Source organism: Faecalibacterium sp. I4-1-79 (assembly GCF_023347235.1).
Taxonomy (GTDB): Bacteria; Bacillota; Clostridia; order Oscillospirales; family Ruminococcaceae; genus Faecalibacterium; species Faecalibacterium tardum.
This window is the reverse complement of sequence record NZ_CP094467.1, coordinates 2,461,699-2,488,621: the sequence shown is the minus strand read 5'-3', so window position 1 is coordinate 2,488,621 and position 26,923 is coordinate 2,461,699. Positions and strand designations below refer to the sequence as shown.

Annotated in this window: 22 protein-coding genes; 16 read left to right on the top strand and 6 right to left on the bottom strand. The window is 58.4% G+C overall.

Features of this window, described 5'->3' with window-relative positions:
* Positions 1-46: 46 nt before the first annotated feature.
* The gene (locus MTP36_RS12255) at positions 47-622 is read right to left on the bottom strand and encodes a nitroreductase family protein (RefSeq protein ID WP_249251116.1); all 576 of its coding nucleotides are present in this window, start codon (positions 620-622) and stop codon (positions 47-49) included.
* Positions 623-842: 220 nt separating this feature from the next.
* On the opposite strand from MTP36_RS12255, the gene MTP36_RS12250 reads away from it, so the two are divergent.
* Positions 843-1,661, top strand: coding sequence for a twin-arginine translocation signal domain-containing protein (locus tag MTP36_RS12250; RefSeq protein WP_097778822.1), 819 nt, complete (start codon positions 843-845; stop codon positions 1,659-1,661).
* A 93-nt stretch (positions 1,662-1,754) separates the two neighbouring features.
* Here MTP36_RS12250 and MTP36_RS12245 read toward each other — a convergent pair whose 3' ends face one another.
* Positions 1,755-2,204 (bottom strand): threonine/serine exporter family protein, encoded by a 450-nt coding sequence (locus MTP36_RS12245; protein ID WP_249254433.1) that lies wholly within the window; start codon positions 2,202-2,204, stop codon positions 1,755-1,757.
* Positions 2,204-2,995 (bottom strand): threonine/serine ThrE exporter family protein, encoded by a 792-nt coding sequence (locus MTP36_RS12240; protein ID WP_055186150.1) that lies wholly within the window; start codon positions 2,993-2,995, stop codon positions 2,204-2,206. The genes MTP36_RS12245 and MTP36_RS12240 overlap by 1 nt, the downstream gene beginning before the upstream one ends.
* A 692-nt stretch (positions 2,996-3,687) precedes the next feature.
* Here MTP36_RS12240 and MTP36_RS12235 point away from each other — a divergent pair.
* From MTP36_RS12235 to MTP36_RS12210, 6 genes are all read left to right on the top strand, one after another.
* Positions 3,688-4,602, top strand: coding sequence for a MetQ/NlpA family ABC transporter substrate-binding protein (locus tag MTP36_RS12235; RefSeq protein WP_249251114.1), 915 nt, complete (start codon positions 3,688-3,690; stop codon positions 4,600-4,602).
* 36 nt (positions 4,603-4,638) lie between these two features.
* Entirely contained in the window at positions 4,639-5,652 is a 1,014-nt protein-coding gene (locus tag MTP36_RS12230; RefSeq protein ID WP_118658216.1) for a methionine ABC transporter ATP-binding protein, read from the top strand.
* Entirely contained in the window at positions 5,649-6,305 is a 657-nt protein-coding gene (locus tag MTP36_RS12225; protein WP_249251105.1) for a methionine ABC transporter permease, read from the top strand. Before MTP36_RS12230 ends, MTP36_RS12225 begins: the two co-directional genes overlap by 4 nt.
* 92 nt (positions 6,306-6,397) lie before the next feature.
* Positions 6,398-7,672, top strand: coding sequence for an O-acetylhomoserine aminocarboxypropyltransferase/cysteine synthase family protein (locus tag MTP36_RS12220; RefSeq protein ID WP_118658217.1), 1,275 nt, complete (start codon positions 6,398-6,400; stop codon positions 7,670-7,672).
* A gap of 136 nt (positions 7,673-7,808) precedes the next feature.
* Entirely contained in the window at positions 7,809-8,747 is a 939-nt protein-coding gene (gene metA / locus MTP36_RS12215) for a homoserine O-acetyltransferase MetA (protein ID WP_249251103.1), read from the top strand.
* A 137-nt stretch (positions 8,748-8,884) separates the two neighbouring features.
* Entirely contained in the window at positions 8,885-10,033 is a 1,149-nt protein-coding gene (locus MTP36_RS12210; RefSeq protein ID WP_249251094.1) for an acyltransferase family protein, read from the top strand.
* 90 nt (positions 10,034-10,123) lie between these two features.
* Here the strand turns inward: MTP36_RS12210 and MTP36_RS12205 are convergent, their stop codons facing one another.
* From MTP36_RS12205 to MTP36_RS12195, 3 genes are all read right to left on the bottom strand, one after another.
* Positions 10,124-10,708 (bottom strand): flavin reductase family protein, encoded by a 585-nt coding sequence (locus MTP36_RS12205; RefSeq protein ID WP_055186157.1) that lies wholly within the window; start codon positions 10,706-10,708, stop codon positions 10,124-10,126.
* On the bottom strand, positions 10,705-11,685 hold the full coding sequence (locus MTP36_RS12200; protein ID WP_249251092.1) for a glycosyltransferase family 2 protein: 981 nt from the start codon (positions 11,683-11,685) through the stop codon (positions 10,705-10,707). The genes MTP36_RS12205 and MTP36_RS12200 overlap by 4 nt, the downstream gene beginning before the upstream one ends.
* 189 nt (positions 11,686-11,874) lie before the next feature.
* Positions 11,875-12,555, bottom strand: a complete 681-nt coding sequence (locus MTP36_RS12195; protein WP_249251090.1) for a Crp/Fnr family transcriptional regulator — start codon at positions 12,553-12,555, stop codon at positions 11,875-11,877.
* Between the two features lie 185 nt (positions 12,556-12,740).
* On the opposite strand from MTP36_RS12195, the gene MTP36_RS12190 reads away from it, so the two are divergent.
* From MTP36_RS12190 to ade, 9 genes are all read left to right on the top strand, one after another.
* Entirely contained in the window at positions 12,741-13,793 is a 1,053-nt protein-coding gene (locus tag MTP36_RS12190) for an ABC transporter substrate-binding protein (RefSeq protein ID WP_249251088.1), read from the top strand.
* A 745-nt stretch (positions 13,794-14,538) separates the two neighbouring features.
* Positions 14,539-16,023 (top strand): C69 family dipeptidase, encoded by a 1,485-nt coding sequence (locus MTP36_RS12185; protein WP_249251086.1) that lies wholly within the window; start codon positions 14,539-14,541, stop codon positions 16,021-16,023.
* A gap of 285 nt (positions 16,024-16,308) precedes the next feature.
* Positions 16,309-17,064 carry a DeoR/GlpR family DNA-binding transcription regulator gene (locus MTP36_RS12180; protein ID WP_249251077.1) on the top strand — a complete coding sequence of 252 codons (756 nt, stop codon included), beginning with the start codon at positions 16,309-16,311 and terminating at the stop codon, positions 17,062-17,064.
* Positions 17,061-17,966, top strand: a complete 906-nt coding sequence (gene pfkB, locus MTP36_RS12175) for a 1-phosphofructokinase (RefSeq protein ID WP_249251075.1) — start codon at positions 17,061-17,063, stop codon at positions 17,964-17,966. Before MTP36_RS12180 ends, pfkB begins: the two co-directional genes overlap by 4 nt.
* Before the next feature lie 30 nt (positions 17,967-17,996).
* On the top strand, positions 17,997-19,925 hold the full coding sequence (locus MTP36_RS12170; RefSeq protein ID WP_249251073.1) for a PTS fructose transporter subunit IIABC: 1,929 nt from the start codon (positions 17,997-17,999) through the stop codon (positions 19,923-19,925).
* A gap of 215 nt (positions 19,926-20,140) precedes the next feature.
* Positions 20,141-21,637: an MFS transporter gene (locus tag MTP36_RS12165; protein WP_249251071.1), complete on the top strand. Its 1,497-nt coding sequence runs from the start codon at positions 20,141-20,143 to the stop codon at positions 21,635-21,637.
* Between the two features lie 179 nt (positions 21,638-21,816).
* Positions 21,817-23,310 (top strand): DUF1846 domain-containing protein, encoded by a 1,494-nt coding sequence (locus MTP36_RS12160; protein ID WP_249251069.1) that lies wholly within the window; start codon positions 21,817-21,819, stop codon positions 23,308-23,310.
* A 401-nt stretch (positions 23,311-23,711) separates the two neighbouring features.
* A complete protein-coding gene (locus MTP36_RS12155) occupies positions 23,712-25,082 on the top strand; it encodes a sodium-dependent transporter (protein ID WP_249251067.1) in 1,371 nt (456 codons plus the stop codon).
* Positions 25,083-25,150: 68 nt separating this feature from the next.
* Complete coding sequence (gene ade, locus MTP36_RS12150; protein ID WP_249251066.1) at positions 25,151-26,890, top strand: adenine deaminase; 1,740 nt, start codon at positions 25,151-25,153, stop codon at positions 26,888-26,890.
* Positions 26,891-26,923: the final 33 nt, after the last annotated feature.

Below are 26,923 nucleotides of genomic sequence, written 5' to 3'. Positions count from 1 at the left end.
TGACTGGGGGAGTTCAGCCTGAGAGGGCGAACTTGCACTGCGGTGCTTATACGCTTCTTGCAATCTCCTCCGCGCTGCGCTTGGGCACGCAGTAGTCGCGGTTTTCGTCCAGATAGTACTTTACGCCGGTCTGCTCGGTCATGGGTACGATGCTGGCTTTGTGGGTGGGGTAACCGAAAGCCACCATAAAGGCCAGCTTCTGCGGCTCCTCGATGCCCAGCAGCGCGGTCAGGGCGGGCTTATTGATCGCGCCCATGATGCAGCTGCCCACGCCCTTGTCCCATGCGGCAAGGGTCATGTTTGCCAGCGCAATGCCAGTGTCGGTGGCAAGGTCGCCGGGGATGGCGGTATCCTGCACCACAGCTGCATAAAAGGTGGGCAGCTCGTCCGCCTTGGGCGTGCCCTGCTCCGGCGGCAGATAGCCAGCCCATTTGACCAGCGGCTGTACCTTGGCCACCATCTCCGGGCTTTGCACCAGCACCAGACGCACCGCCTGCCGGTTTGCCCCGCAGGAGGACAGCCGCACGGCCTGTACGATATCGTCCACCACGTCCTGCGGCACGGCCTTTTGTGCAAACCGGCGGTAGGTGCGGCGGGTAGTCAGAAGTTCCATTGCGTTCATAGAGATCACTCCTTTTATAAATCACATTATAATAAAAAATATAACAGATGCGGCAATATCTTGCAACAAGAATGATAAACAGATGGTGATTGTTAAAAACTTTTTTGCAAAAAGTCGAAATAAGTATTGACAAAATAATACAGGGGGGGGTATATTATAGAAGAACAAGCTCCTGTTTTGTAGTAGGAGCTGAAAATAAAAGATCGTGAGGTTGATTATTATGTCTAATATCTCTCGTCGTCAGTTCCTGAAGAGCGCAGGTGTTGCTACTCTGGCTGTTGCGGCTGCTGGCATGATGGCAGGCTGCTCCAAGGAGGATGCTCCTGTGATTCCCGAAGTGACCAAGGAAGTTAAGGTCATCTTTATGTACAAGGGCGCAACTGCTGGCAAGGATGGTTCTGTTGTTGTTAAAAAGGACGCCAAGACTGTTCCTGTTTCCATGATTAAGGCTGAGCAGATCCCGCAGGGCTATACTATGGAGAGCACCGGTGAGCTGAAGATCCAGGAGATCGGCGGCAAGGAGAGCGTACTTGTCGACCTGAAGAAGATCGATACCGGCAAGAAGGTTACGGTTGCATTCTACGACTCCGTTAACAAAGCTATGCTGAGCACCACCATGACGATTACCGTTGCATCGGATACTGATTTTGTTTACAAGACCGATCTGAAGGAAGCTCTGCCCGGCTACGAGATCATCGACAACGGCAAGAACCAGATCAGCGAGAACAACCGCGTTGTGATGGAGGTTAAGCCGGTCAACCCTGCGAAGCAGAAGGAAGTTACCGTTTACTACTATAAGGAGGGCCTTGAGCAGATCGATAAAAACTGTATCGGCGAGGCTACCATGAATGTGGACATGGATGTTACCTTCCTGTATGCGAATCAGCTGCCGAAGGTGAGCAAGGAAGCCTGGATGGGCCAGGATAAGATTCTGATTCAGGTCGTGCCTGTGGGCAATGGTCCGTTCCGCATTAACTATCTGGGCAACAATAAGGGCGAAGTGAAGGTTACTGCAAAAATCAAGTACATCAAGGCATAAGCCCTGAAACTGCGATCCTCTTTCTATAAAAGTAAAAGCCAGAAGGCTGCTGTGGGTTTCTACAGCAGCCTTCTGGCTTTTGTTGTGAGAGAGTCAACCGTGTTTTTTCGGTATCGGAATGCACAGCACCAGACTGATGCCGATGGCCAGCGCCACGGCGATTTTAAAGGTGCTGATGCCCTTGGCAAGGGCAAGGGCGTTTTCGTTCTGGATGAAGTAGTAGGCGGTGTAGTAGATGCCCGCGCCCGGCACAAGCGGGAAAATGCCGGTCAGCAAAAACACCGTGACCGGCGTTTTTTGGGTAATGGCAAACACGCGGGTAAGGATGGTAAGCGGAATGACCGCCAGCAGGGAGGCCGTGGCGGCGTCTGCGCCCAGCAGAGTCAGCAGTTCGTACCACAGCCAGCCCACAGCGCCCACCAGTGCGCAGTAAGGCAGGCAGCGCCGGGGGCACGCAAACAGAATGGCAAAACTCAGCGTGCCCAGCCCGGCCAGAAAAAACTGCGCGGTCAGCTCGCTGATCTGTACAGCTGTAAGGGACATCATACCACGACCACCCCCGTAAATACCGTGTACAGCCGCAGTACAAGGCCGGTGCCTATGGCAATGCTGGCGGCAATAAGCAAGGCGTCGATCATACGGATAGTGCCGGAAAGGTAGTCGCCCTGCACAAAGTCCCGGATACCCATGGTGAAGGCGATGCCCGGGGTCAAAATCATCAGCGTACCGATGATGGCGTGGCTTGCAGAAGTGTGCAGCAGATTGCACAGCAGAATGCACACCAGCGTGATCAGCGCGGCGGTGCTGATCTTCTGGAAGCCGCCGGGCACCTCGTGCCGCCCGCACCACAGCAGATACCAGCTGGCCACCAGTCCCGCCCCGGCAGCTGCCAGTGCACTGCGCAGGTTACCGCCGAACATCATGGCAAAGCAGAACGCTCCGCACAGCCCGGACAGCAGCTGCACATGATCTTTGGGGAAGGGCAGCTGCCGCGCCAGCACCAGACGGCTCTCGGCTTCATCCAAGGTCATCCCGGTCTGGGCAATCTGGCGGGAAAGCTCGTTCACCGCCGCCACCCGCCCCAGATGGGTGGTGCGCACCGGTACGTTGCGCACCTCGCTGATCTCGGCAGTGCCGGCACTGGCAAAAATGCCGTTGGTCAGCACATAAACGTGGAACTCCCGCAAATGGAAGCTGCGCGCCATGATCTCCATGGTCTGCTCCACCCGGAACACCTCTGCGCCGTTTTCCAGCAGGGTCTGCCCTGCGGCCATGATAAAATCCATAATGCGGCGGCGCAGCTCTTCATCGGGAAAAGGGTCTCTGCTGTTCATTGCCTGCTCTCCTTGCAAAAGATGATACCCTATTTTATCATGTGCACCAGCCGCATACAAGGGCGTATAATAAAAAACCGCCACCCCCCACAGGTGACGGTTTTTCTTTGGATAAAAGTTAAACTAAAAACCTAAAGGGCCAACCGCTTGTCGCAGTGCCTTTTGTAGTTATAGTATAACCCTTTTTGTGCGTATTGTCAAGCAAAACGGGCGCGGCAAAAGGCCGGAAGCCATATCCCTACCCAAAAACTTCGTTGAAGGTGTTGACAAATGCCGCCGATGGGTTTATTATAGTGTCAATATCACAAAAATGGCTGTGAAGAGAAGAGTAGGCCTTCGCATTGATCCTTACCAGAGAGCCCGGGCGGTGGAAAAGGGCAGGAAACAGGAAGCTGAAAATGGTCTCGGAGCCGTGCGGACGAGGCGCAGGAGTGCTAAGCCCGCAACGGGATGCGCCCGTTACAGCGTCCGGCTGTAAGCAGTACACGCTGCCGCAGCATCGAGGCTGTATCCGTAAGGGTACAGTGAACCAAGGTGGTACCACGGAAGTATGTTCATGCCTCCGTCCTTGCAGAGTCTAGGGCTCGTAAGGACGGGGGCATTTTTTCATGCATCCGTTCAAGGCCGCGCGCGGAAAGGTGCCGTGCGGGTCGCTGCACAAAATAGAGAACAAATAGAGAGGGAACAAAACTATGATTACTCGTCGCGATTTTCTGAAAGTTACCGGTGTGGCAGCCGCAGCCGCTGCCCTGACTGCCTGCGGTGGTTCTTCTTCCACTGCTTCTTCCGCCGCTGCATCCGGCAGCGTGTCATCCTCTGCCGCAGCTAAGCTGGATAAGATCAAGGTGGCTGTGCCCAACGATACCACCAACGAGGCTCGTGCCCTGACCCTGCTGGAGAAGAACGGCTTCTTCAAGCTGAAGGCAGATGCCGGCCTGACCGCCACCAAGAACGACATCGAGGAGAACCCCCTGAACGTCACCGTGGACGAGGTGGAGGCCGCTCAGGTGCCCAACGTCCTGCAGGACGAGGACTACGCCGTCATCAACTCCAACTACGCCATCTCTGCCGGTCTGAACCCCATGACCGATGCACTGGCCATGGAGGACGGCTCTTCTGCTTACGTCAACATTCTGGTCTGCAAGGACGGCAATCAGGAGGAGCCCAAGATCAAGGCTCTGGCCGCTGCTCTGCAGAGCCAGAAGGTGAAGGACTTCATGGACGAGACCTACAAGGGCTCCGTGGTGTCCGTTGTGGAGAACCCCACCGACGGCTACGATTCCACTCTGGACTATGACGCTCTGAACGGCCAGACCGTCAGCTGCGCCGCTACTCCCGCTCCCCACTGCGAGGTGCTGGAGGTGTGCAAGGAGATCCTTGCCGCCAAGGGCATCACGCTGGATATTCAGGAGTACGACGACTATGTGATCCCCAACCAGATCGTCGAGGACGGTCAGGTAGACACCAACTACTTCCAGCATCAGCCGTATCTGGACAACTTCAACGCCGAAAAGGGTACCCATCTGGTGACCGTTGCCGGTATTCACGTAGAGCCCATGGGCGTCTACGGCGGCAAGCAGGACAGTCTGGCACCCATCGAGGGATAATCTACCATCGAGGGATAAGCTAAAGGAGCAATTTCTGTGATCGAACTCAAGTACCTTTCCAAGACCTTCCAGATGAAGGATGGCGCGGTGAAAGCGCTGCAGAACATCAACCTCACCATTCCCGATGGCGCGATCTACGGCATCATCGGCATGTCCGGTGCGGGCAAATCCACGCTGGTGCGCTGCATCAACCTGTTGGAGCGCCCCACCGGCGGCAGCGTGGTGATCGACGGCGTGGCAATGGAGACTTTGTCTCCCGCCTCGCTGCGCAAGCGCCGCCGGGAGATTACCATGATCTTCCAGCAGTTCAACCTGCTTATGCAGCGCACCTGCCTGAAGAACGTCTGCTTCCCCATGGAGCTGGCAGGCGTGAAGAAGGCTGAGGCCGAAAAGCGTGCCATGGAGCTGCTGGAGATGGTGGGTCTGCCGGATAAGGCTAACGCCTACCCGGCACAGCTGTCCGGCGGTCAGAAACAGCGCATCGCCATTGCCCGCGCACTGGCTACTAACCCCAAGGTGCTGCTGTGCGACGAGGCTACCAGTGCGCTGGACCCCAACACTACCCACTCCATCCTGACCCTGATCAAGGATATCAACCGTAAGCTGGGCATCACCGTGGTGGTCATTACCCACCAGATGAGCGTGGTGGAGGAGATCTGCGACAGCGTGGCCATTCTGGACGGCGGTGTGGTCGTGGAACAGGGCTCGGTACAGGAAATTTTTGCAAACCCCAAAACGGCAGCCGCCAAGCGTCTGGTGGCACCCAACGGCGGCAGCGCAGCGCGGGATCTTTCCTGCTTTGCGCCGGATGACCATGTGGTGCGCGTTACCTTTAATGGTTCCTCCACCGCAAAGCCGCTGGTGGCAAGCCTTGCCGCCGAAAAAGGCATTCTGGTGTCGGTGCTCAGCGCCGATACCCGTGATCTGAGCGGCCAGTGCTACGGCTCCATGCTGCTCAAGCTGCCCGCAGAGCTTGCTGTCGCACAGCAGGCTATGGAGTATATGCGCAGCCAGTCTGGCGTAACGGTAGAGGAGGTGACCGGTATATGAATATCGCAGATTACGGCTTTGCCATCTGGGAGACCTTTTATGTAACGATGCTTTCCACCGCCTTTGCGCTGGTGCTGGGTCTGCCGCTGGGTGTGCTGCTGGTAGCCGGTGACAAGGACGGCATCCTGCCCCTGCCCGGCTGGCTGATGCACCTGATCAACATCGTCATCAACATCCTGCGCAGTGTGCCTTTCCTGATTTTGATGATCTGTGTATTCCCGCTTACCCGCGCCATCGTGGGCACTACGGTGGGCACCAAGGCCACCATCGTTCCGCTGGTGGTCGCCGCCTTCCCCTTTGTGGCACGTCTGGTGGAGACCAGCCTGCGGGAGCTGGACGAGGGCGTGGTGGAAGCTGCCCAGAGCATGGGCGCTACCCCCTTCCAGATCATCACCAAGGTCATGATCCCGGAGTGCCTGCCCGGCCTGATCTCCAGCATGACCACCGCACTGACCACTATTCTGGGCTACTCCGCCATGTCCGGCGTCATCGGCGGCGGCGGTCTGGGCAAGATCGCCCTGTCCTATGGCTACTACCGCTACCAGACCAACATCATGATCGTCTGTGTGGTGCTGCTGGTGCTGATGGTGCAGGCGTTCCAGTCTGTGGGTACCCTGTGGGCCACCAAGAGCGATAAGCGCCTGCGGAAATAAGAATCTTTGAATTTTCGATTCCCCGCCGGAGGCAGCCCCTCCTGCGGGGAATCGTCCTTCCCGACCAAAAAACCAGCAAAGGAGTATGTTGTATGAACCGTGATACCATCTGTGTGCAGGGCGGCTACACCCCCGGCAATGGCGAGCCCCGTCAGATCCCCATCATTCAGTCCACCACCTTCAAGTACGCTACCAGCGAGGACATGGGCAAGCTGTTCGATCTGGAGGCAGACGGCTATTTCTATTCCCGTCTGCAGAACCCCACCTGCGATATGGTAGCCAAAAAGATCTGCGAGCTGGAAGGCGGCACTGCCGCCATGCTCACCTCCAGCGGACAGGCCGCAAACTTCTTTGCGCTGTTCAATATCTGCGAGGCAGGGGACCACATCGTGGCTTCCAGCACCATCTACGGCGGCACCTTCAACCTCATCTCGGTCACCATGGCTAAAATGGGCATCACCGCCACCTTCGTGGACCCTCTGTGCACCGAGGAGGAGCTGAACGCCGCCTTCCGGCCCAATACCAAGGTGGTGTTCGGCGAGACCATCGCAAACCCCGCCCTGACCGTGCTGGACATTGAAAAGTTTGCCAAGGCCGCCCACGCCCACGGCGTGCCGCTGATGGTGGACAACACCTTCCCCACGCCGGTCAACTGCCGCCCCTTTGAGTGGGGCGCGGACATCGTGACCCACTCCACCACCAAGTACATGGACGGTCACGGCGCGGTGTTGGGCGGTGCCATCGTGGACGGCGGCAAGTTCGACTGGATGGCGCACGCCGACAAGTTCCCGGGTCTGTGCACCCCGGATGACAGCTACCACGGCATTACCTACGCCGAGCGCTTCGGCAAGGAGGGAGCCTTCATCACCAAGGCCACCGCACAGCTGATGCGGGACTTCGGCTCCATGCAGTCCCCCATGAACGCCTATATGCTGAACCTTGGTCTGGAAAGCCTGCACGTTCGGATGCAGCGCCACTGCGCCAACGGTATGGCAGTGGCACAGTTCTTGGAGAACCACCCCAAGGTGGCCTATGTGAACTACTGTGGGCTGGAAAGCAGCCCCTACCATGCACTGGCGCAGAAGTACCTGCCCAATGGCAGCTGCGGCGTCGTGAGCTTTGGTCTGGCGGGTGGACGTCAGGCCGCCAGCACCTTTATGAAGGAGCTGAAGCTTGCCGCCATCGAGACCCATGTGGCGGATGCCCGTACCTGCTGCCTGAACCCCGCCTCCAGCACCCACCGCCAGATGAACGACGAGCAGCTGGCTGCCGCCGGTGTGCCCGCTGAGCTGGTGCGCATGAGCTGCGGTCTGGAATCTGCCGAGGACCTCATCGCCGATATCGCGCAGGCACTGGATAAGGTATGATCCCCTCCCGTGAAAATACATTTGTCGCGGCCAATAGGCCGCGACAAATGTGAAATCAAAAATCATGATACCCCTGAAGATGGCAAAGCGAACGCGGAGCCATTTTTGAATCGTCTAGCAAAGGAGCGACTTCCCTATGCCGCTGATCATCCCCAAGACCTTACCTGCCTTTGATGCTCTGTATGAAGAAAACGTCTTTGTCATGCACCGGGAGCGGGCGCTGGCGCAGCATATCCGTCCGCTGGAAATTTTGATCCTGAACCTGATGCCCACCAAGATCGCCACCGAGACCCAGATCGCCCGGCTGCTGGCCAACACCCCGCTGCAGGTGCACATGACTCTGCTGCAAACTGCCAGCCACTCTGCCACCCATGTGTCGGCTGCCCACCTTGAGGCTTTTTACAAGACTTTTGACGAGGTGAAGAACAACCGCTACGACGGCATGATCATTACCGGTGCGCCGGTGGAGACCATGGATTTTGAGCAGGTGGACTACTGGAACGAGCTGTGCGAGATCATGGACTTCAGCGAAACGAACGTCTACTCCACCCTCCATGTCTGCTGGGGCGCACAGGCCGGGCTGTACTACCACTACGGCGTGCGCAAGCAGCTGCTGCCGGAAAAGATGTTCGGCGTGTTCGAGCACCGGGTCATCCGCCCGGCAAACCCGCTTGTGCGCGGCTTTGATGAGGTGTTCTACGCTCCCCACAGCCGCCACACTGGCATCTGCCGGGAGGATGTGGACAACTGCGCCGCCCTGCGCATTCTGGCCGAGAGCGATGCCGCCGGACCCTTCCTCATGAGCACCGAGAACGGGCGGCAGATCTTTGTTACCGGTCACCCGGAGTACGATAAGTACACGCTGGATGCTGAGTATAAGCGGGACGTAGCCAAGGGCTTGCCCATCCATGTGCCCGTCAACTACTACCCGGACAACGACCCCGCAAAGCCGCCGCTGTTCCGCTGGCGCGCCCACGCCCACCTGCTGTACGAAAACTGGCTGAACTATTACGTCTACCAGAACACCCCCTACGACCTGGGGGAGATCCAGCGGGTCAAGCACGAAGAAGCATAAGAAACATCAGAAGCCGCCGTGCAGAAAAACTGCCCGGCGGCTTTTCTGTACAGGTAGGTATTGTGTGAAAAAAGTACAGGTGGTACAATAAAATACATAGATCGCTTGAAAAAGGCGAAAACAGAAAGGGCGAAGTCATGGAACAAAAAGTTTTTGCGGACAAAAGCAGAATGCGGGATTCCGGCGTTGAGCTTTTAAAGATCATTGCGGTCATTCTGATCGTAATCAGCCATGTGGTGCTGACACTGATAACGGAAAATGAATATATTCCGTATAGCGACTACCTTCTGGATTGTACCCATGCAACGACCAGCATAACAGTTCTGCTTTTAGCGGTCATGCGGCATTTTGGCGCGCTGGGAAACTGGATCTTCTTCGTTGCTTCTGCATGGTTTTTGCTGGACAGTACAAAAGCGTCCGGCAAGAAAATGATGGGAATGCTGCTGGATATCTGGGTGATCTCCGTCCTGTTTCTTGGAATAACGCTTTTGATCCGGGGTGAGGTAAGCGGTAAACTTTTCATTTTTTCGTTTTTCCCAACGCTCTTTGCAAATAACTGGTATTTGACCTGCTATCTGCTATTCTATCCCATCCATCCGTATTTGAACCGTCTGATTGCCGCGATGACGCAAAAAGAACATCTGAAGGCGGTTTCTGTACTGGCGGTACTGTATATCGGCTTTAACTTTATAGAAAGCAGGTTTTTCTTTCCGAATATGCTGCTTCTCTGGATCAGCGTATATCTGATCGTTGCCTACATCAAGCGCTATTGTATGAAACTGTATTCCAGTACAAAAGTGAATAGCATCCTGCTGCTGTGCGGTGCGGCGGGGGCAGTGGGCATCGTGATTCTGACCGATCTGCTTGGATTGAAGATCGCTGCGCTGTCGGATCAGCTTTTGCGGTGGGTAAGCAATTTTAATCTTTTTTTGATCCTGATCGCCATTGCGGCGTTTGGGCTGGCTAGAAAGAACCACTTTAAAAATAAAAGGGTAAATCACATTGCAAAGTGTTCCATGCTGATCTATATCATCCATGAAAACATTTTGCTGCGAACCTATACAAGACCCTATCTCTGGCACTGCATTTTTAACCGGTACGGGTATGCCCATCTGTTTTTGTGGGTCTTTTTGTACTCAGCTGGCTGGCTGCTTGCAGCACTTGTACTCAGCCTGCTTTACGAAAAGAGTATTCAAAAGATAACAGCAAGGGTAAGTGAAAAAATACTGAAATGGATGGGCAGCTGGTATCAAAAATATGAGGCTGCCATGCTGAAGCTGCATTGATAAAGCCCCGGCCTGCCCGGACTTGATCCCGTAAAAAAGGAACCCTCTCAAAGCAAAAACTTTGCAGAGGGTTCCTTTTTGCATGATGGATTATTTTTTGTGCTTTGCAGGCTTTTTCTTGCGCACGCTGTAACCAAAGGTGCCCAGCTTTTTGCCAAGCGCCAGATACTCGCCGTGGCTGTACACAATGAGGTTTGCCTTGTCCAGACACAGCTTGCCTTTTTCGTCCAGCAGGCTCTCGTCCACATCGCAGGCCACCACCTCGGCCAAAAACAGGTCGTGGCTGCCCAGCGGGATGCGCTGGGTGATGCGGCATTCCAGATTGACCGGGCTTTCCTCCAGCACCGGGCAGTCGGTCAGCACGCTGCCGGGTGCTGCGTGCAGGCCGCAGGCGGCAAATTTATCTACATCGCGGCCGCTCTTCACACCGCACCAGTCGATGGCGCGCACCAGCTTTTCGGTGGGCAGATTGATGGCGAACTGCCCGCGCTCGCACAGCAGCTGATGGCTGTACCGCTCCGGGCGCACGCTGATGGATACCATGCTGGGCTGGGTACAGATGGTGCCTGTCCAGCCGATGGTGATAAGGTTGGGCTTATCCAGCCCGCCGCAGGATACCAGTACCGGCGGTTCCGGGTTCAGAAGGGTGCTGCCCTTCCAGCTTTGTTTGCTCATCCGTGATATTTCCTTTCGTAGGGAGCCCATGTGCGCTCCGAGATGATATAGCGCGGGCGGGCTTTGGTCTCCATATAGATCTTGCCGATATACTCGCCGATCACGCCCAGACACACCAGCTGCACGCCGCCCATAAAGCAGACGATGCAGACGGTAGAGGCCCAGCCTGCCACGCTGCTGCCCATGGCAGCGCACACGATGGCCCAGATGACCCCGATAAAGCTGACAAGGCTCACCACGATGCCCGCTCCGGTGATGATGCGGATGGGTTTGTTGGAAAGGCTGGTAATGCCGTCAAAGGCCAGCGCCAGCATCTTGCTCAGGGGGTAGTGGCTCTCACCGGCCAGACGTTCGTGGCGCTCGTAGGTGACCACATCGTGGGCAAAGCCCACCAGCGGCACCATGCCCCGCAAAAAGATGTTGACCTCCTTGTAATCCGCAAAGCTTTCCAGCACGCGGGTGCTAATCAGGCGGTAGTCTGCGTGATTGAACACGATATCCGCGCCCAGAGCGTTCATCACATGATAAAAACCCTCGGCGGTGAACCGTTTAAAGAAGGTGTCGGTGTCCCGGCGGCTGCGCACGCCGTACACTACCTCGGCACCGTCCAGATACTTTTTCACCATCTCGTCCATGGCATTGATGTCGTCCTGACCGTCGCAGTCGATGGAGATGGTGATATCGCAGCTGTCGCTGTGCAGTGCCTCCATCAGCCCCGCCAGCACGGCGTTCTGGTGGCCGCGGTTGCGGCTTTGGGAGATGCCGATATAGTGCTCGTCCTGTGAGGCAAAGCCTTGGATCAGCTCCCACGTTTTGTCGCGGGAGCCATCGTTGACAAAGAGCACCCGGCTTTTATCGCTGACCAGCCCCTGTGCGGTCAGACTGTGGATCTTTTCCAGAAACATAGGTGCTGTAATGGGCAGCACCTGCTCCTCGTTGTAGCAGGGGATCACGATCCAGAGAACAGGCTTGGACATTGTTTTATCGCTCCTTATTGATAAAATAACCCTCTCAGTCATCGCTGTGCGATGCCAGCTCCCCCGAAAGGGGGAGCTTTTCTCGGCAGAGGGGAACACTTGCTCTTCTGCCGGAGAAGGCAGACTGTTCTGAAAACTTGCATAAAGCTCCCCCCTCGGGGGAGCTGGCGTGAAGCGCCTGAGAGGGTTTTATTGCACCATCTGCTGCAAAGCATCCGGCTCCAGCAGCTTGAAGCTGCTGCGGTAGGTGTCGATGAGCCCTTCCCTCTGCATGGTGCTCAGCTCCCGGGAAAGGGCGCTGCGGTCGCAGTTGAGGTAGTCCGCCAGCTGGATGCGGGAGAAGGGGATGCTGAAGGTCAGGCTGTGGGCGCGGGCGGCTTCGCTGAGCAGATAGGCCGCCACCTTGGCGCGCAGGCTCTTCATCACCAGCAGGTCGATGCGGTGGGAGAGGGAAAAATATTTATCGCTGATGGTACGCACAAGGTTCTGCACCACCCGCTGGTGGGCGGGGCTGCCGTCCGAGAGCAGCAGCCGCTCGTAGGGCAGCAGCAGCACCTCACAGGGGGCAGCAGCCAGCACGGTGACCGGGCTGGACAGGCTGGAACCGCCCAGCACGTCCCCGAACACCCCACCCGGCTCTACCCGGGCAATGGGAATGCGCACCCCGCCCGGTGCCGGGCGGTAGGCCTCCAGCTCACCGGATAGCACGATGCCTACCCGGCGGCTGGGTTCCCCCGCCAGCACAAGGGCTTCGCCTTTGCCGTAGCTGCGCACACCGGCCCCCAGCCGGGACAGCAGCGTGCTGAGCTCCGCAGCGGAGAGACCCGCAAACAGCGTGGTGGTTTGTAACAGCGGCAGATAATTATTCATCGCAACTCCGCAGAGAAAATAGCGTTCTCCGCAGCCTCCTGCAATTGCGTTGCACACGCAACGGTATTTTTACCCCTATTATAGTAAACTGGAACGCGCAAAGCAAATGATTTTGCAAAATTTTTCAAAAAAGGCCGGTTTCCGTCCCCGCAGCGGGGCGTGCCGGGTGTGAAAAGGAGTATTTCATGAAAAAATTCCTGTCCTTACTGCTGGCGTTCAGCCTTGCACTGAGCCTTGCAGCCTGCGGCGGCAGCGCAAGCTCTGCCGCTTCCAGCACGGCGGTGTCCGAGGCTGCTTCCTCTGCGGCTGCTTCCGAGGAAGAAGCAGCCGTGCCGCTGTCTGCTACCGAGCCGCTGCGCATCGCGGGCCTGAAGGGCCCCACTACCATGGGGCTGGTCAATCTGCTCTCGATGGAGCAGGCCGGTACCGCCGCCATGGACTACGATTTGCAGCTCTACGGCGCTGCGGATGAGATCGTGCCGCTGCTCATCAAGGGCGAGCTGGACATGGCCGCCATCCCGGCCAATCTGGCGGCGACCCTGTACCAGAAAACCAGCGGCGGCATTCAGGCCATGGCAGTGAACACCTTGGGCGTTTTGTATGTGGTGGAGCAGGGCGATACCGTCCACAGCATGGCCGACCTCAAGGGGCGCACCATCCTGTCCACCGGCAAGGGCACTACCCCGGAATATGTGCTGCGCTATCTGCTTACCGCCAACGGTCTTGACCCGGACAAGGATGTGGACATCCAGTATTACAGCGAAGCCACCGAAGTGACTGCCCAGATGGCCAGCACGCAGGACGCCATTGCCGTGCTGCCCCAGCCCTATGTGACTGCTGCCGGTCTGAAGGACGATACCCTGCGGGTAGCCCTTGACCTGACCGCCGAGTGGGACAAGGTAGCAGACACCCAGCTGATCACCGGTGTGACTGTGGTGCGCAAGGCCTACGCCGAGGAGCACCCGGATGTGGTAGCAGCTTTTCTGGCAGACTATGCCCAGAGCGTGAACGCCGCCAACACCGATCTGGATGGCACCGCCGCTCTGTGTGAGGAGCAGGGCGTGGTGGCAAAAGCCGCCATTGCCAAAAAGGCGCTGCCCAACTGCAACATCGTCTGCCTGACCGGCGAGGAACTGAAGGCAGACGTCTCCGGTTACCTGCAGGTGCTCTACGATGCCGACCCCGCCGCTGTGGGCGGTACGCTGCCCGGCGAGGACTTCTACTGGACAGCCCAGTAACAGCCTGAAATAGCATTCCATCTCCCGCCGCTCTGCCGTGGTACGCAGCGCGGCGGTTTTTGTTGGAAAACGATTTTGAATGGCTTCCGCTGGGAGAGTTTCTGCTTGCCGCAAGCGTGCAAAGACGCTCCGCTGGGCCAGAGGCAGGGAGGGGTGTTCCGACTCCCCCCTCCCTACCTCTGGACTCCACCCACCCCGCAACGGGTCAAGGGCTACACGCCCTTGACAAACCTAAAGAAGAAGTCGAAGCACAAAAAAGCTAGCGCTGCGCCAGTCGGCGCTATCGCTTTAACGCTTTTTTCGCTTCTCCATTTATAACCCCTCAGTCGCTACGCGACAGCTCCCCCAAGGGGGAGCGGGCACACCCGCAAACTTTGCGCTTTAGCCCGAAACCTTCCCGCCATGCCAAGGGCTCCCTCTCCGAGGGAGCTGGCAAAACCGTCAGGTTTTGACTGAGGGAGTTCGTTCCAAACCCTCCCGTGAAAAGGCAAATCTGGAAAATCCGCGTTTGCGTAGCAATGAAAGCCCCAGTGGGGCTTTTAAGCGGCAGAGCGGTCTGCGTTAGCAGATGGAGGGGCTTTGCCCCGACAAGCTCCGCAGATTTTCCAGAATTGCGAAATAAAAATAATCCTTCCGCTGAACATGGCCAGAGCGCCAGCGGAGGCCATTTTAAATCGTCCCGGTTGCAATTCCGCTGCAAAAGTTCTACAATAGAGGCACATTATAGAATATGGAGGGAAAACCTATGGCTTGCACTACCATTCTGGTCGGCAAGGCAGCATCGTACGATGGCTCTACCATGATCGCCCGCAACGATGACTCCGGCTCCGGCCATTTCACTGCTAAAAAATTCACCGTGATCCACCCGGAGGATCTGCCCAAGACCTACCGCAGCGTCCTCTCCCATGTGGAGATCCCTCTGCCGGAGGGCGCACTGCGGTTTACCGCCATGCCCAACGCCGTGGAGGGCAAGGGCATCTGGGCAGCTTCCGGCGTCAATGCCGCCAATGTGGGCATGACCGCCACCGAGACCATCACCTCCAACCCCCGCGTGCTGGGCGCAGACCCGCTGGTGGAGTACCAGCCCGCCAAGGGTGAAAAGCCCGAGGTGCCCGGCGGCATCGGCGAGGAGGATATCGTCTATCTGGTGCTGCCCTATATCCACTCTGCCCGCGAGGGCGTGCTGCGTCTGGGCAGCCTGCTGGAGCAGTACGGTACTTACGAGATGAACGGCATCGCTTTTCAGGACGTAAACGAGATCTGGTGGCTGGAGACCATCGGCGGTCACCACTGGATCGCCCGCCGTGTGCCGGACGATGTGTATGTGGTCATGCCCAACCAGCTGGGCATCGACACCTTTGATCTGGAAGATGCCTTCGGCGCACAGGAAAACTACCTCTGCTCTGCCGACCTGCGGGAGTTCATTGCCAAGAATCACCTCGACCTCTCTTTGGACGGCGCACTGAACCCCCGGGACGCCTTTGGCAGCCACGATGACGCCGACCACGTTTACAACACCCCCCGCGCATGGTATATGCTGCGCTACCTCAACCCCCGCACATGGGTGTGGGAGGGTGCCGACGCCGACTACACCCCCATGTCCGATGACCTGCCGTGGTGCATGGTGCCGGAGCGCAAGGTGACCCCGGAGGACATCAAGTATATGCTGTCCAGCCACTATCAGGGTACCCCCTACGACCCCTACCTGAGCTACGGCGACAAGTCCGCAAAGGGCGCGTACCGTTCCATCGGCATCAACCGCAACGACTTTATGGCGCTGCTGCAGATGCGTCCCGACCAGCCGGAGGAATCCCGCGCTGTGGAGTGGGTGGCCTATGCCTCCAACGCCTTCAACACCATGGTGCCCTTCTACGCCAATGTCGAGCGCACCCCGGAGTATCTGGCAAACACCACCGGCACCGTGTCCACCGATAACTTCTACTGGACCAGCCGTCTGATTGCCGCCATGGCAGACGCCTCCTATAATAAGTCTCTGTTCCACCTCGAGCGCTACGAGGAAGCCGTGCTCTCTGCCGGCCGCGCCCTGATGAACCAGTACGACGCAAAGCTTGCCGCCGAGCCGGACGCTGCCCGCCGCGCCGCCCTGCGGGAGGAAGCCAACACCGCCATCGCTGCCATGCTGCAGGAGAAGGCCGCTGACACGCTGGATAAAGTTCTGTTTGAACTGAGCAGCCAGATGAAGAACGCCTACTCCCGCTCGGATGCCTGAGTTAAACCAGCCGGAGCACCAAAACCGGTCACGACCGGTCATATAAACGCAGAAAAGACCACCGCATACACAAGTGCGGTGGTCTTTTTTTGGCGCAAAAGCGCTCTTGTATCCCAGATGCTGGCAACGGTGCACAAAAATCGAAGATATTTTTTGTGCACGAAAATGACTGAAGCTGATTGATTTTGACGATATTTTTGCTATAATAAAGATGCAGACAACCAAAACACGCCAAGACCGTGCAAAACCGGTCAGACGTGGGAAGGAAAGAAGGGGAAAGACACCATGCTGGCAGAGGAACGTTTTGCACTGATCTTAGAGCAGCTGAACGAGAAACGCACCGTGACGGTGCAGCAGCTGTGCGAGGCGCTGCACACCAGCGAATCCACCATCCGGCGCGATTTGACCGAGCTGGACCGGCAGGGCAGGCTGACCAAGGTGCACGGGGGAGCTACCCTGCCGGACAGCCGTTTTCTGGCAGACGAGCCCACCATGGAAGCCAAGGAAACACTGGCTGTGGCAGAAAAGCGCAGCATTGCCGCAGCCGCCGCAGCACTCATCACCGCCGAGGATTTTGTGTTCATTGACGCAGGCACCACCACGCTGGAGCTAGTGCGGGCGCTGACGGGTGCGGCGCTCAAGGCTACCTATGTGACCAACGGCGTGGCGCACGCCCGGCTGCTGGCGCAAAAGGGCTGCCGGGTGTATCTGCCCGGTGGGCTGCTGCGTCCCCAGACCGAGGCCATCGTGGGTGCCCCGGCAGTCAGCAGCATCCAGCAGTATAACTTCACCAAAGCGTTCATGGGCGCCAACGGCGTTGCGCTGGAAGCGGGCTTTACCACCCCGGACCCCGAGGAAGCCGCCGTAAAGGCAGCAGCCGTCCACCGCGCCCGGGAAAGCTGGTTCCTTGTGGACGACGCCAAGTTTGCAAAGATCTACCCGGCGGTCATCACGGATCTGCACGGCGGTGCGATCCTGACCAACCGCTGCCCGAACTCCAAGTATAAGCAGCAAACATTTGTAAAGGAGACAGAAGTATGATCTATACCGTTACCTTTAACCCGGCCATCGACTATGTTGTGCGTCTGGACGCACCACTGGAGGTGGGCGAAGTGAACCGCGCCCAAGGTGAGGACTGTGTGCTGGGCGGCAAGGGCATCAACGTGTCCGGCGTGCTGGCGCAGCTGGGCTGCAAGAGCGTGGCGCTGGGCTTTGTGGCGGGTGAGACCGGCGCATGGCTGGAGCGCGGTCTGGCGGCACAGGGGCTCAAGACTGACTTTGTGCATCTGGAAAGCGGCATGACCCGCATCAACGTCAAGATCAAGGCAGGGCAGGAGACCGAGCTGAACGGCGCAGGCCCGGCCATTCCGGAAAGTGCCTTGCAGCAGCTGGAAGCCCAGCTGGATAAGCTGACCGAGGGGGATATCCTCATTCTGGCGGGCAGTATCCCGGCAAGCCTGCCGCAGAGCGTCTACGAACGGTTGCTGGCGCGGCTGCAGGGCAGGGGCGTGCGCGCCGTGGTGGATGCCACCCGCGACCTGCTGGTGAACGTGCTGCCCTACCACCCCTTCCTCATCAAGCCCAACAACCATGAGCTGGGCGAGATCGTGGGCAGGGTGCTGACCGGTGATGCAGAGATCGTGGCTGCTGCCCGTACTTTGCAGGAAAAGGGCGCGCGCAACGTGCTGGTAAGCATGGCCGGGGACGGTGCGCTGCTGCTGGACGAGCAGGGACAGGTGCACCGCATCGGCTGCCCCAAGGGCAAGGTGGTCAACAGCGTGGGCGCAGGCGACAGCATGGTTGCCGGCTTTGTGGCCGGGTATCTGCAAAGCGGCAGCTACGCGCAGGCACTGCGGCTGGGCACGGCCTGCGGCAGCGCTACGGCTTTCAGCCTTGGGCTTGCCACAAAGGAGAAGATCGATGAGCTGCTGGCGCAGCTTTAATAGGATAAAGGGAACAAAGGAGGAACGTTTATGCGCATCACCGAGTTATTTACCGCACAGTCCATTGCGCTGGACGAGGCGCTGCAGACGCAGGAGCAGATCCTGAGCCGACTGGTGGAGCTGCAGGCTACCCACGGCAACATTACCGACAAGGAGGCCTACAAAAAGGCGCTCTACGCCCGCGAGGCCGAGGGCTCTACCTATGTGGACAACGGCATCACTGTGCCCCATGCCAAGACCAATGTGGTCACCCGCCCCAGTCTGGCCGCTCTGCGGCTGAGCACCCCGGTGCAGTACAACGCCGAGGATGACGGCACCACCGACCTGCTGTTTGCCATTGCCGCTCCGGAAAACGGCAGCTTGCACGTTGATATGCTGGCGCGTATGATGCAGATGCTGATGAACGAGGACTTTGTGGAAAAGCTCAAAGCCGCCAAGACCCCCAAGGTGTTTTTGGAGTGCATCGACGCGCAGGAGGAAGCACAGTTCGGCGCAGAAAGCTTTACCCAGCAGGCCATCCCGCAGGACGGCTACCGCATTCTGGCTGTGACTGCCTGCGTCAACGGCATCGCCCACACCTACATGGCCGCAGAAGCGCTGACCAAGGCCGGTGACAAGCTGGGTCTGCCCACCAAGGTGGAGACCAACGGCTCGGACGGCGCAAAGAACATCCTGACCCGCGCCGAGATCGCCGCCTGTGACGGCATCATCGTGGCAGCGGAGAAAAAGGTGGAAACCGCCCGCTTCGACGGCAAGCCGGTGCTGTTCACCCGCGTGGACGACGGCATCCATAAGCCGGAGGAGCTCATTAAGAAAATCGCCCACGGCGAGGTGCCTGTGTACCACGCCGAGGGCGGCGCCGCAGCCGAGGACGACAGCTCCACCAAGGACAGCTTCGGCCGCAGCCTGTACAAGAATCTGATGAACGGCGTTTCCCACATGCTGCCCTTTGTGGTGGGCGGCGGCATCATGATCGCGCTGGCCTTCCTGCTGGATGATTACAGCATCAACCCCGCAAACTTCGGCATGAACACCCCCGTTGCCGCTTTCTTCAAGACGGTGGGCAGCGCAGCCTTTGGCTATATGCTGCCCATTCTGGCCGGCTTCATCGCTATGTCCATCGCCGACCGTCCGGGCCTGGCCGTAGGCTTTGCTGGCGGCGTGCTGGCCATGAACGGCACCAACTTCACCGACCTTGCCGCAGGCAGCACCACCGGCATCTCCGGCGGCTTCCTTGCAGCGCTGCTGGCCGGTTTTGCAGCGGGCTACATCGTGCAGTTCCTTAAAAAGATCACCGAAAAGCTGCCCGCCAGCCTGAATGGTATCCGCCCCATGCTCATTTACCCGCTGGGCGGCATTCTCATCGTAGGTGCGATGATGTGCGCCGTGAACCCGGTCATGGGCATGATCAACACCGCTATGACCGACTGGCTGAACGCACTGGGTGGCAGCTCCAAGGTGCTGCTGGGTGCTATCGTGGCCGGTATGATGAGCGTGGATATGGGCGGCCCGGTCAACAAGGCAGCCTACGTCTTTGGCACCGCAGCCCTTGCCTCCGGCAACTACGAGGTGATGGCCGCCGTCATGGTGGGCGGCATGGTTCCTCCTATCGCCATTGCCCTGTCCACCACCTTCTGCCCCCGCAAGTGGACGCCGGACGAGCGCCGCAACGGCATCGTAAACTACGTCATGGGCCTGTGCTTCGTGTCCGAGGGCGCTATTCCCTATGCAGCAGCCGATCCGCTGCGCGTTCTGCCCAGCTGCGTTGTCGGCTCTGCGGTCGCCGGTGCGCTGTCCATGACCTTCGGCTGCGCACTGCGCGCACCCCACGGCGGCATCTTCGTATTCCCGGTGGTGGATCACGCTGCGCTGTACTGCGTGGCGCTGGCTGTGGGCAGTGTGCTGGGTGCAGTGATCCTGAGTCTTATCAAAAAGAACCAGCCTGCTGAGGCAAAGTAACAAGCCATTTTCTTTCTCCATACGGATAGTTCTTCATAAGAGCAAAGGGGACTGCCGCACACTGCGGCGGTCCCTTTTGCATTTTCCGACCGTCTGCGGTAAAAAGATGTTTTTTGCACCGGACAGTTCCCCGGCGGTGGAAAATGTGCTATCATAGAAACGATAGGAATGTGTAAGACCCCGCACTTGCGGGGAGAAAGGAAACGATCCGTTCCATGCGCAGACAAAGCTTCTGGAACCACCGGTTCACCCGCACCCGGATCAAAAGCGAGAAGGTTCAGTTGCCGGAAATGCTCTTCGGCTATATTCTGGGCCCTATGGGTGCTTCCATCTCAGGCAGTATTTTCGGCAGCATCCTGCAAAGCTACTTTACCGATGTGCTCCGGCTGGATCTGCGGTTCCTCAGCCGGTTACAGCTGGTGTCCACTGTGCTCATCGTGGCGGCAAACCTTCTGGTAGGGCAGCTGATCGAGCGCACCCGCGCCACGGCGGGCAAGGCAAGGCCGTGGCTGCTGCTTTCGGTGTTTACCTTTTCCTCTGCCAGCGTGCTCATGTTCATCGTGCCATTTCAGGGCGTCGCGCGCATGGTGTGGATCGCTGTGGCGTACAACCTGTACTACTCGTTTGCGTCCCCCATTTACAGCACAGCCAGCAGCATCATGATCTCGGTGTCCACCCGGGACAGCCGTCAGCGCGGGTTGCTGGCCTCTATCAACAGCATGGTGGGTCTGGGCGTGATGGGCACTTGCAGCATGGTGTTCCCCATGCTGGTGTCCTTTTTCCTCCGGGAAAATATCCACCGCTGGTTTTTCACCATGCTGGGGGTGGCGGTGTTCACCGGGCTTACCATCTACTTGCAGTTCGCCTTTACCCGGGAGCGCGTTACCGAGGAGCGCCGCATTCTGGAAGGCCTGTACGGGCCGGAAGATGAATTTGAAGCCGCTCGGCAGGCAGAAGCTCCCCCGCCGGAGCCTGCACCGGTGCAGCGAATCTCGCTGCGCCGCCAGCTGCGGGCGGTGGCTGCCGACCCCATGTGGTGGCTCATACTGGGCGTATGCGTGCTGTTCCAGTGGAGCGGGTCTTTAAAAAACAGCACCATGACCTACTATTGCAAGTGGGTGGTGGACAACACCTTTTTGGGCAGCGCCGGTGCATGGGGTGCATCCCAATCCCTGCTGACCATGATGGGCGCGCTGCCCATGGCGCTGGCCTCGGTGCTGCTGGTGCCGCTGACCGACCGGTTCGGCAAGCGCAAGGTATGCGGCTGGTTTCTGCTGCTGGGCGCTGCGGGCGGCGTCCTCGCGGGGCTGGGGCAGGGCAGACTGGTCCCTGTTGCCATCGGTGTTGCGCTCAAGTGCTTCGGCTCTGCGCCTACCTGCTGTCTGCTCCTTGCCATGGTGACCGATGTGGTAGACCATGTGGAGATGCGCAGCGGCATCCGCACGGACGGACTTACCATGTCGGTGTACAGCTCCCAGTCCGTGGCGGGCGGCTCGGTGATGAGTGCACTGTTCAACGGGGTGCTGGCGCGCGCCGGCTATGACCAGTGCACCAGCACGGCGCTGGGCACTGCCGCCCAGAATGCCGCTGTGCGCCATGTGATCGCAGGCGGCTATATCTGGGTGGAAACGCTCAGCTATGTGGCGGCGGGGCTTTTGCTGCTGGCCTTCTGGAAGGTGGAAAAAGACCTTGCCGCCCGGCAAAAAAACTGACCCAAAACGGCATCTGCAACAAAAAACAGAACTTTATACCGCCCAAAACGGCCTATCCTGCCGGAATTGTATTTCGTGCCTTGTTTTGCATTGCGCCCCACCCCGGGCTGTGGTATACTTATATTTGTGATTTTTTAGTCCGGGTATGGTGTGCCCGGCCACCAGAGAGGAAACGAACGATGAAAATAGGATTTGACAACGACAAATATCTTTCGATGCAGTCCGAGCATATCCGCGAGCGCATCAAGAAGTTTGACAATAAGCTGTATCTGGAATTCGGCGGCAAGCTGTTCGACGATTACCACGCTTCCCGCGTGCTGCCCGGCTTTCAGCCGGACTCCAAGCTGCAGATGCTGCTGCAGCTCAAGGAGCAGGCCGAGATCGTCATCGTCATCAGCGCCGAGGACATCATCAGCAGCAAGGTGCGCGGCGACTACGGTATCACCTACGATCTGGACGTGCTGCGCCTCATCGACGCGTTTCAGGAGGTGGGGCTGTATGTGGGCAGTGTGTGCGTGACCAAGTACACCGCCGCCGCCGAGGTGGAAGCTTTTGAAAAGCGGCTGAACAGTCTGGGCATCCGCACCTTCCGCCACTACAAGATCCCCGGCTACCCCAACGATGTGGCCCGCATTGTCAGCGACGAGGGCTACGGCCGCAACGAGTACATTGAGACCGAGCGCCCGCTGGTGGTCATCACTGCGCCCGGCCCCGGCAGCGGAAAAATGGCCGTCTGCCTGTCCCAGCTGTATCATGAATATAAGCGGGGCGTCAAGGCCGGTTACGCCAAGTTCGAGACCTTCCCCATCTGGAACATTCCCCTGAAGCATCCGGTCAATCTGGCCTACGAGGCCGCCACCGCAGACCTGAACGATGTGAACATGATCGACCCCTTCCATCTGGAAGCCTACGGCGTGACTACCGTGAACTACAACCGCGACATCGAGATCTTCCCGGTGGTGAACGCGATGTTCGAGCTGATCGCAGGGCAGAGCCCCTATAAGTCCCCCACGGACATGGGCGTGAACATGGCTGGCAACTGCATCGTAGACGATGCAGTCTGCTGCGAAGCCTCCCGCAAGGAGATCGTGCGCCGGTACTACAAGTGCCTGTGCGAGCAGAAGATCACCGGCACCGCCAAGGAGAGCGAGCGCTACAAGCTGGAGCTGCTGATGAATCAGGCCGGGCTGACCATGGGGGCCCGGGAAGTGGAAAAGCAGGCACACGCCCGCAGCGAAGCTACCGGCGGCGCACCGGCTGCTGCCATTGAGCTGAGCGACGGCACCGTCATCACCGGCAAGACCGGCCCGCTGCTGGGCGCTACCGCAAGCGCCCTGATCAATGCGCTCAAGTACCTGGCGGGCATCCCGCAGGAGACGGATCTGGTCAGCGCCGCCGCCATCGAGCCTATCCAGACCCTCAAGACCAACTATCTGGGCGGCAAGAACCCCCGTCTGCACACCGACGAGATCCTAATCGCCCTGTCCAGCTCTGCCGCTTCCAGCGAGCTTGCCGCAGCAGCTATGCACCAGCTGCCCAACCTCAAGGGCTGCGATGTGCACTCCACCGTGCTGCTTTCCAGCGTGGACAGCAGCACCCTGAACCGTCTGGGCATGTATCTGACCTGCGACCCCGTCTACGAGGAAGAGGACCGCAAGTACCATAAGCTGTAAGGATACAGCCGGACGATTTAGAATGGCCGCCGCGTGCGCTTTGGCCATTGTTTAAGGAAATAAGCTTTGTTTGATTTGTGGCTCAGAAACGCCTGCGGGCGTTTCTGAGCCACTTTTTCACAGCTGGGGGTCGTGATTGGAAACTGCATTTTGCCTTTATAATCTTTTTTTGTGAAAATGCATTTGGAGCGCTCCGCAGAGCGCGACAAACGCGAAATAAAAATAATCATTCCGCTGAAAATATCCAGAGCGTAAGCGGAGGATATTTCCAATCGTCCTACGTTCCCAAAGGCCGCTGTGCAAGCGGCATTTCGTACTGTTGCTTGCTACTTGTCCGCAGATGTGGTACACTTGTTCTGCTTAATTCAATATAAAGAGGATAGGAAAAGAGGAATAACAACATGGAACAACAACACAAGCGCAGCGCGTTCTCCGGTAAGATCGGGTTCGTGCTGTCTGCCGCAGGCGCTTCGGTGGGTCTGGGCAACATCTGGCGCTTCCCGTATCTGGCAGCCAAATACGGCGGCGGCATTTTCCTGCTGGTATACATTCTGCTGGCAGTTACCTTTGGTTATACGATGATCGTGGCCGAGACCGCGCTGGGCCGTATGACCCACAAAAGCCCGGTCAGCGCCTATGCCCACTTCGGTAAGGGCAAGGGCATCCGGTTCGGCGGCTGGATCAACGCCATCATCCCCATTCTAATCGTGCCGTACTATTCGGTCATCGGCGGCTGGGTCATCCACTATCTGGCCGAGTATCTGTGCGGCCGCGGCGGCAATCTGGCGGCAGACGGCTACTTCTCCGGCTTTATCACCAACGGCTTGCAGGCTGAGCTGGCCTTTTTGCTGTTCACCCTGTTCACGCTGGGCATTATCTTTGCCGGTGTGCGCAACGGCGTGGAGCGGGTTTCCAAGGTGATGATGCCGGTGCTGGTGGTGCTGTCGCTGGTCATTGCGGGCTACTCGGTCACCCGTCCCGGCGCACTGGCGGGTGTAAAGTATTTTCTGGTGCCCAACCCCAAAAACTTCTCCTGGATGACCGTGGTCACCGCCATGGGGCAGATGTTCTATTCTCTGTCTATTGCCATGGGCATTCTGGTCACCTTCGGCTCCTATATGAAGAAGGACGTCTCCATCGAAGAGTCCACCGAGAACGTGGAGGTGTTTGATACCGCCATTGCCATCATGGCAGGCCTGATGATCATCCCGGCGGTGTTTGCCTTCTCCGGCGGCGACCCGGACACCCTGCAGGCCGGCCCGGCGCTGATGTTCATTACCATCCCCAAGGTGTTTGCCAGCATGGGTCTGGGCACTGTGGTGGGCGTGCTGTTCTTTGTGCTGGTGCTGTTTGCAGCCATTACCAGCTCCATTGCCCTGACCGAGAGCGCCGTCTCCACCTTTGAGGACGAGCTGGGCTGGGACCGTACCCGCTCCACTGTGCTCATCGGTGCTATCATGGTGGCACTGGGTAGCCTGTCGGCACTGGGCTACGGCCCGCTGGCTGAGGTGACCGTGTTCGGGATGCAGTTTTTGGACTTCTTCGACTTTTTGACCAACTCGGTCATGATGCCTATTGCCGCCATTGCCACCTGCCTGCTGGTGTCCCGCGTCATCGGCGTGGAGCAGATCGCGCAGGAGGTGGAGCAGGACGGTCAGCGCTTCCGCCGCAAACCGGTGTTCAATTTTATGATCCGCTGGCTGTGCCCCATTTTTGCAGCCATCATTCTGGCAAGCTCGGTGGCAAACGCCTTTGGCTGGATCGCCATGTAAACCAAAAACAGTATTTCCGGCAGCAGAACGCAAGTTTTTAACAGTAAAAGCAGGACAAGGGGGCCCTTATGAAAATGGAAACCTTGAAGCAGCAGATCCTGACAGCAAAGGGTGACGTGCGGGCAGAGCTTGTGCTGAAAAATGCCCGGGTCATCAACGTGTTCACAAACGAGATCGAGCAGGCCGATGTAGCCATCCGTCAAGGGGTCATCCTTGGCGTGGGACACTATACCGGCGAGACCGAGCTGGACTTGCAGGGCAAGTATGTCTGCCCGGGGCTTGTGGATGGGCACATCCACATTGAAAGCTCCATGCTCTGCGGCCCGGCCTTTGAACAGGCAGTGCTGCCCCACGGCACCACGGCGGTGGTCACCGACCCGCACGAGATCTCCAATGTGGCCGGTACGGCGGGGCTGGACTTTATGCTGGAGACCACCAAAGATCTGGCGCTCTCGGTCTACTTTATGCTGCCCTCCTGCGTGCCTGCTACCGGGCTGGACGAATCCGGCGCGGTGCTGGAAGCGGAGCAGCTGCGCCCCTACTATCAGCAGCCCCGGGTACTGGGGCTGGCAGAGTTGATGAACTCCTACGGCACAGTGCGCGCGGACGAAAAGATCTTGCAGAAGATCTGCGACTGCACCGCCGCGGGCAAAAAGATCGACGGGCACGCGCCCTTCCTCAGCGGGGAGGAGCTGAACGCCTATGTCGTTGCCGGGGTACAGTCCGACCATGAGTGCTCGGACATCCATGAAGCCATGGAAAAGCTGCGGCGCGGACAGTACATCATGGTGCGGGAGGGCACGGCAGCGCAGAATATGGAAAGCCTGCTGCCCCTGTTCCGGGAGCCTTATTGCAGCCGCTGTATGCTGGTGACCGACGACAAGCACCCCGGAGACCTGTTGCAGGGCGGGCACATTGACTACATCATCCGCAAGGCCATTGCCGCCGGGGTAGACCCGGTGGTGGCGGTGCGGATGGGCACCCTTGTCCCGTGTCAGTACTTCGGTCTTGCGCACAGCGGCGCGGTAGCTCCCGGTTACACCGCAGACCTGATCGTGCTGTCAAATCTGGAACAGTTCACGGTGGAGCAGGTGTACAAAAAGGGCAAACTGGTGGCGCAGCAGGGCAGAATGCTGCAACCCGCCGCCCTTACTGTGGACAAGGCACGCTTTGCACGGGTGTTCGATTCATTTAACATGGATGAGATCACCCCGGAGCAATTGCAGCTGAAGCAGACCGGAACCCGTCAGCGGGTGATCTGCCTGACTCCGCACGCCCTGCTGACCACCGAAAAGATCGTTCCGTTCTGCCAGCACCCGGGCACAGCGCCCGGCGTGGACGTGGCGCAGAAAATCGTCAAACTGGCGGTGTTCGAGCGGCATCACCGCTCCGGCCATGTGGGCTTGGGCTTTTTGGGTAACTACGGGCTGCAATGCGGCGCGGTGGCTTCCAGCATCGCCCACGACTCCCACAACCTCATCGTGGCGGGCACCAACGATGCCGACATGGTGCTGGCGGGCAACACGGTGCGCAAAAATAAGGGCGGCCTTGCCTTTGCACTGAACGGACAGGTGGTAGGGGAGCTGCCGCTGCCGGTGGCAGGGCTTATGAGCACCGAGAGCGCCGAATCCGTGGAGGAAAAGCTGCAGGCGCTCAAGGCGGCGCTGAAAGCCCACGGCATCTCGGAGGACATCGACGCTTTTATGACCCTTGCTTTTGTAAGCCTGCCGGTCATCCCGAAGCTGCGGCTGAACACCTACGGTATCGTGGATGTGGATGCCCAGCAAATCGTCCCGGCGGTGTTCTGAGAACGCTGCCTGAGAGGGCAAACTGTAAATCTG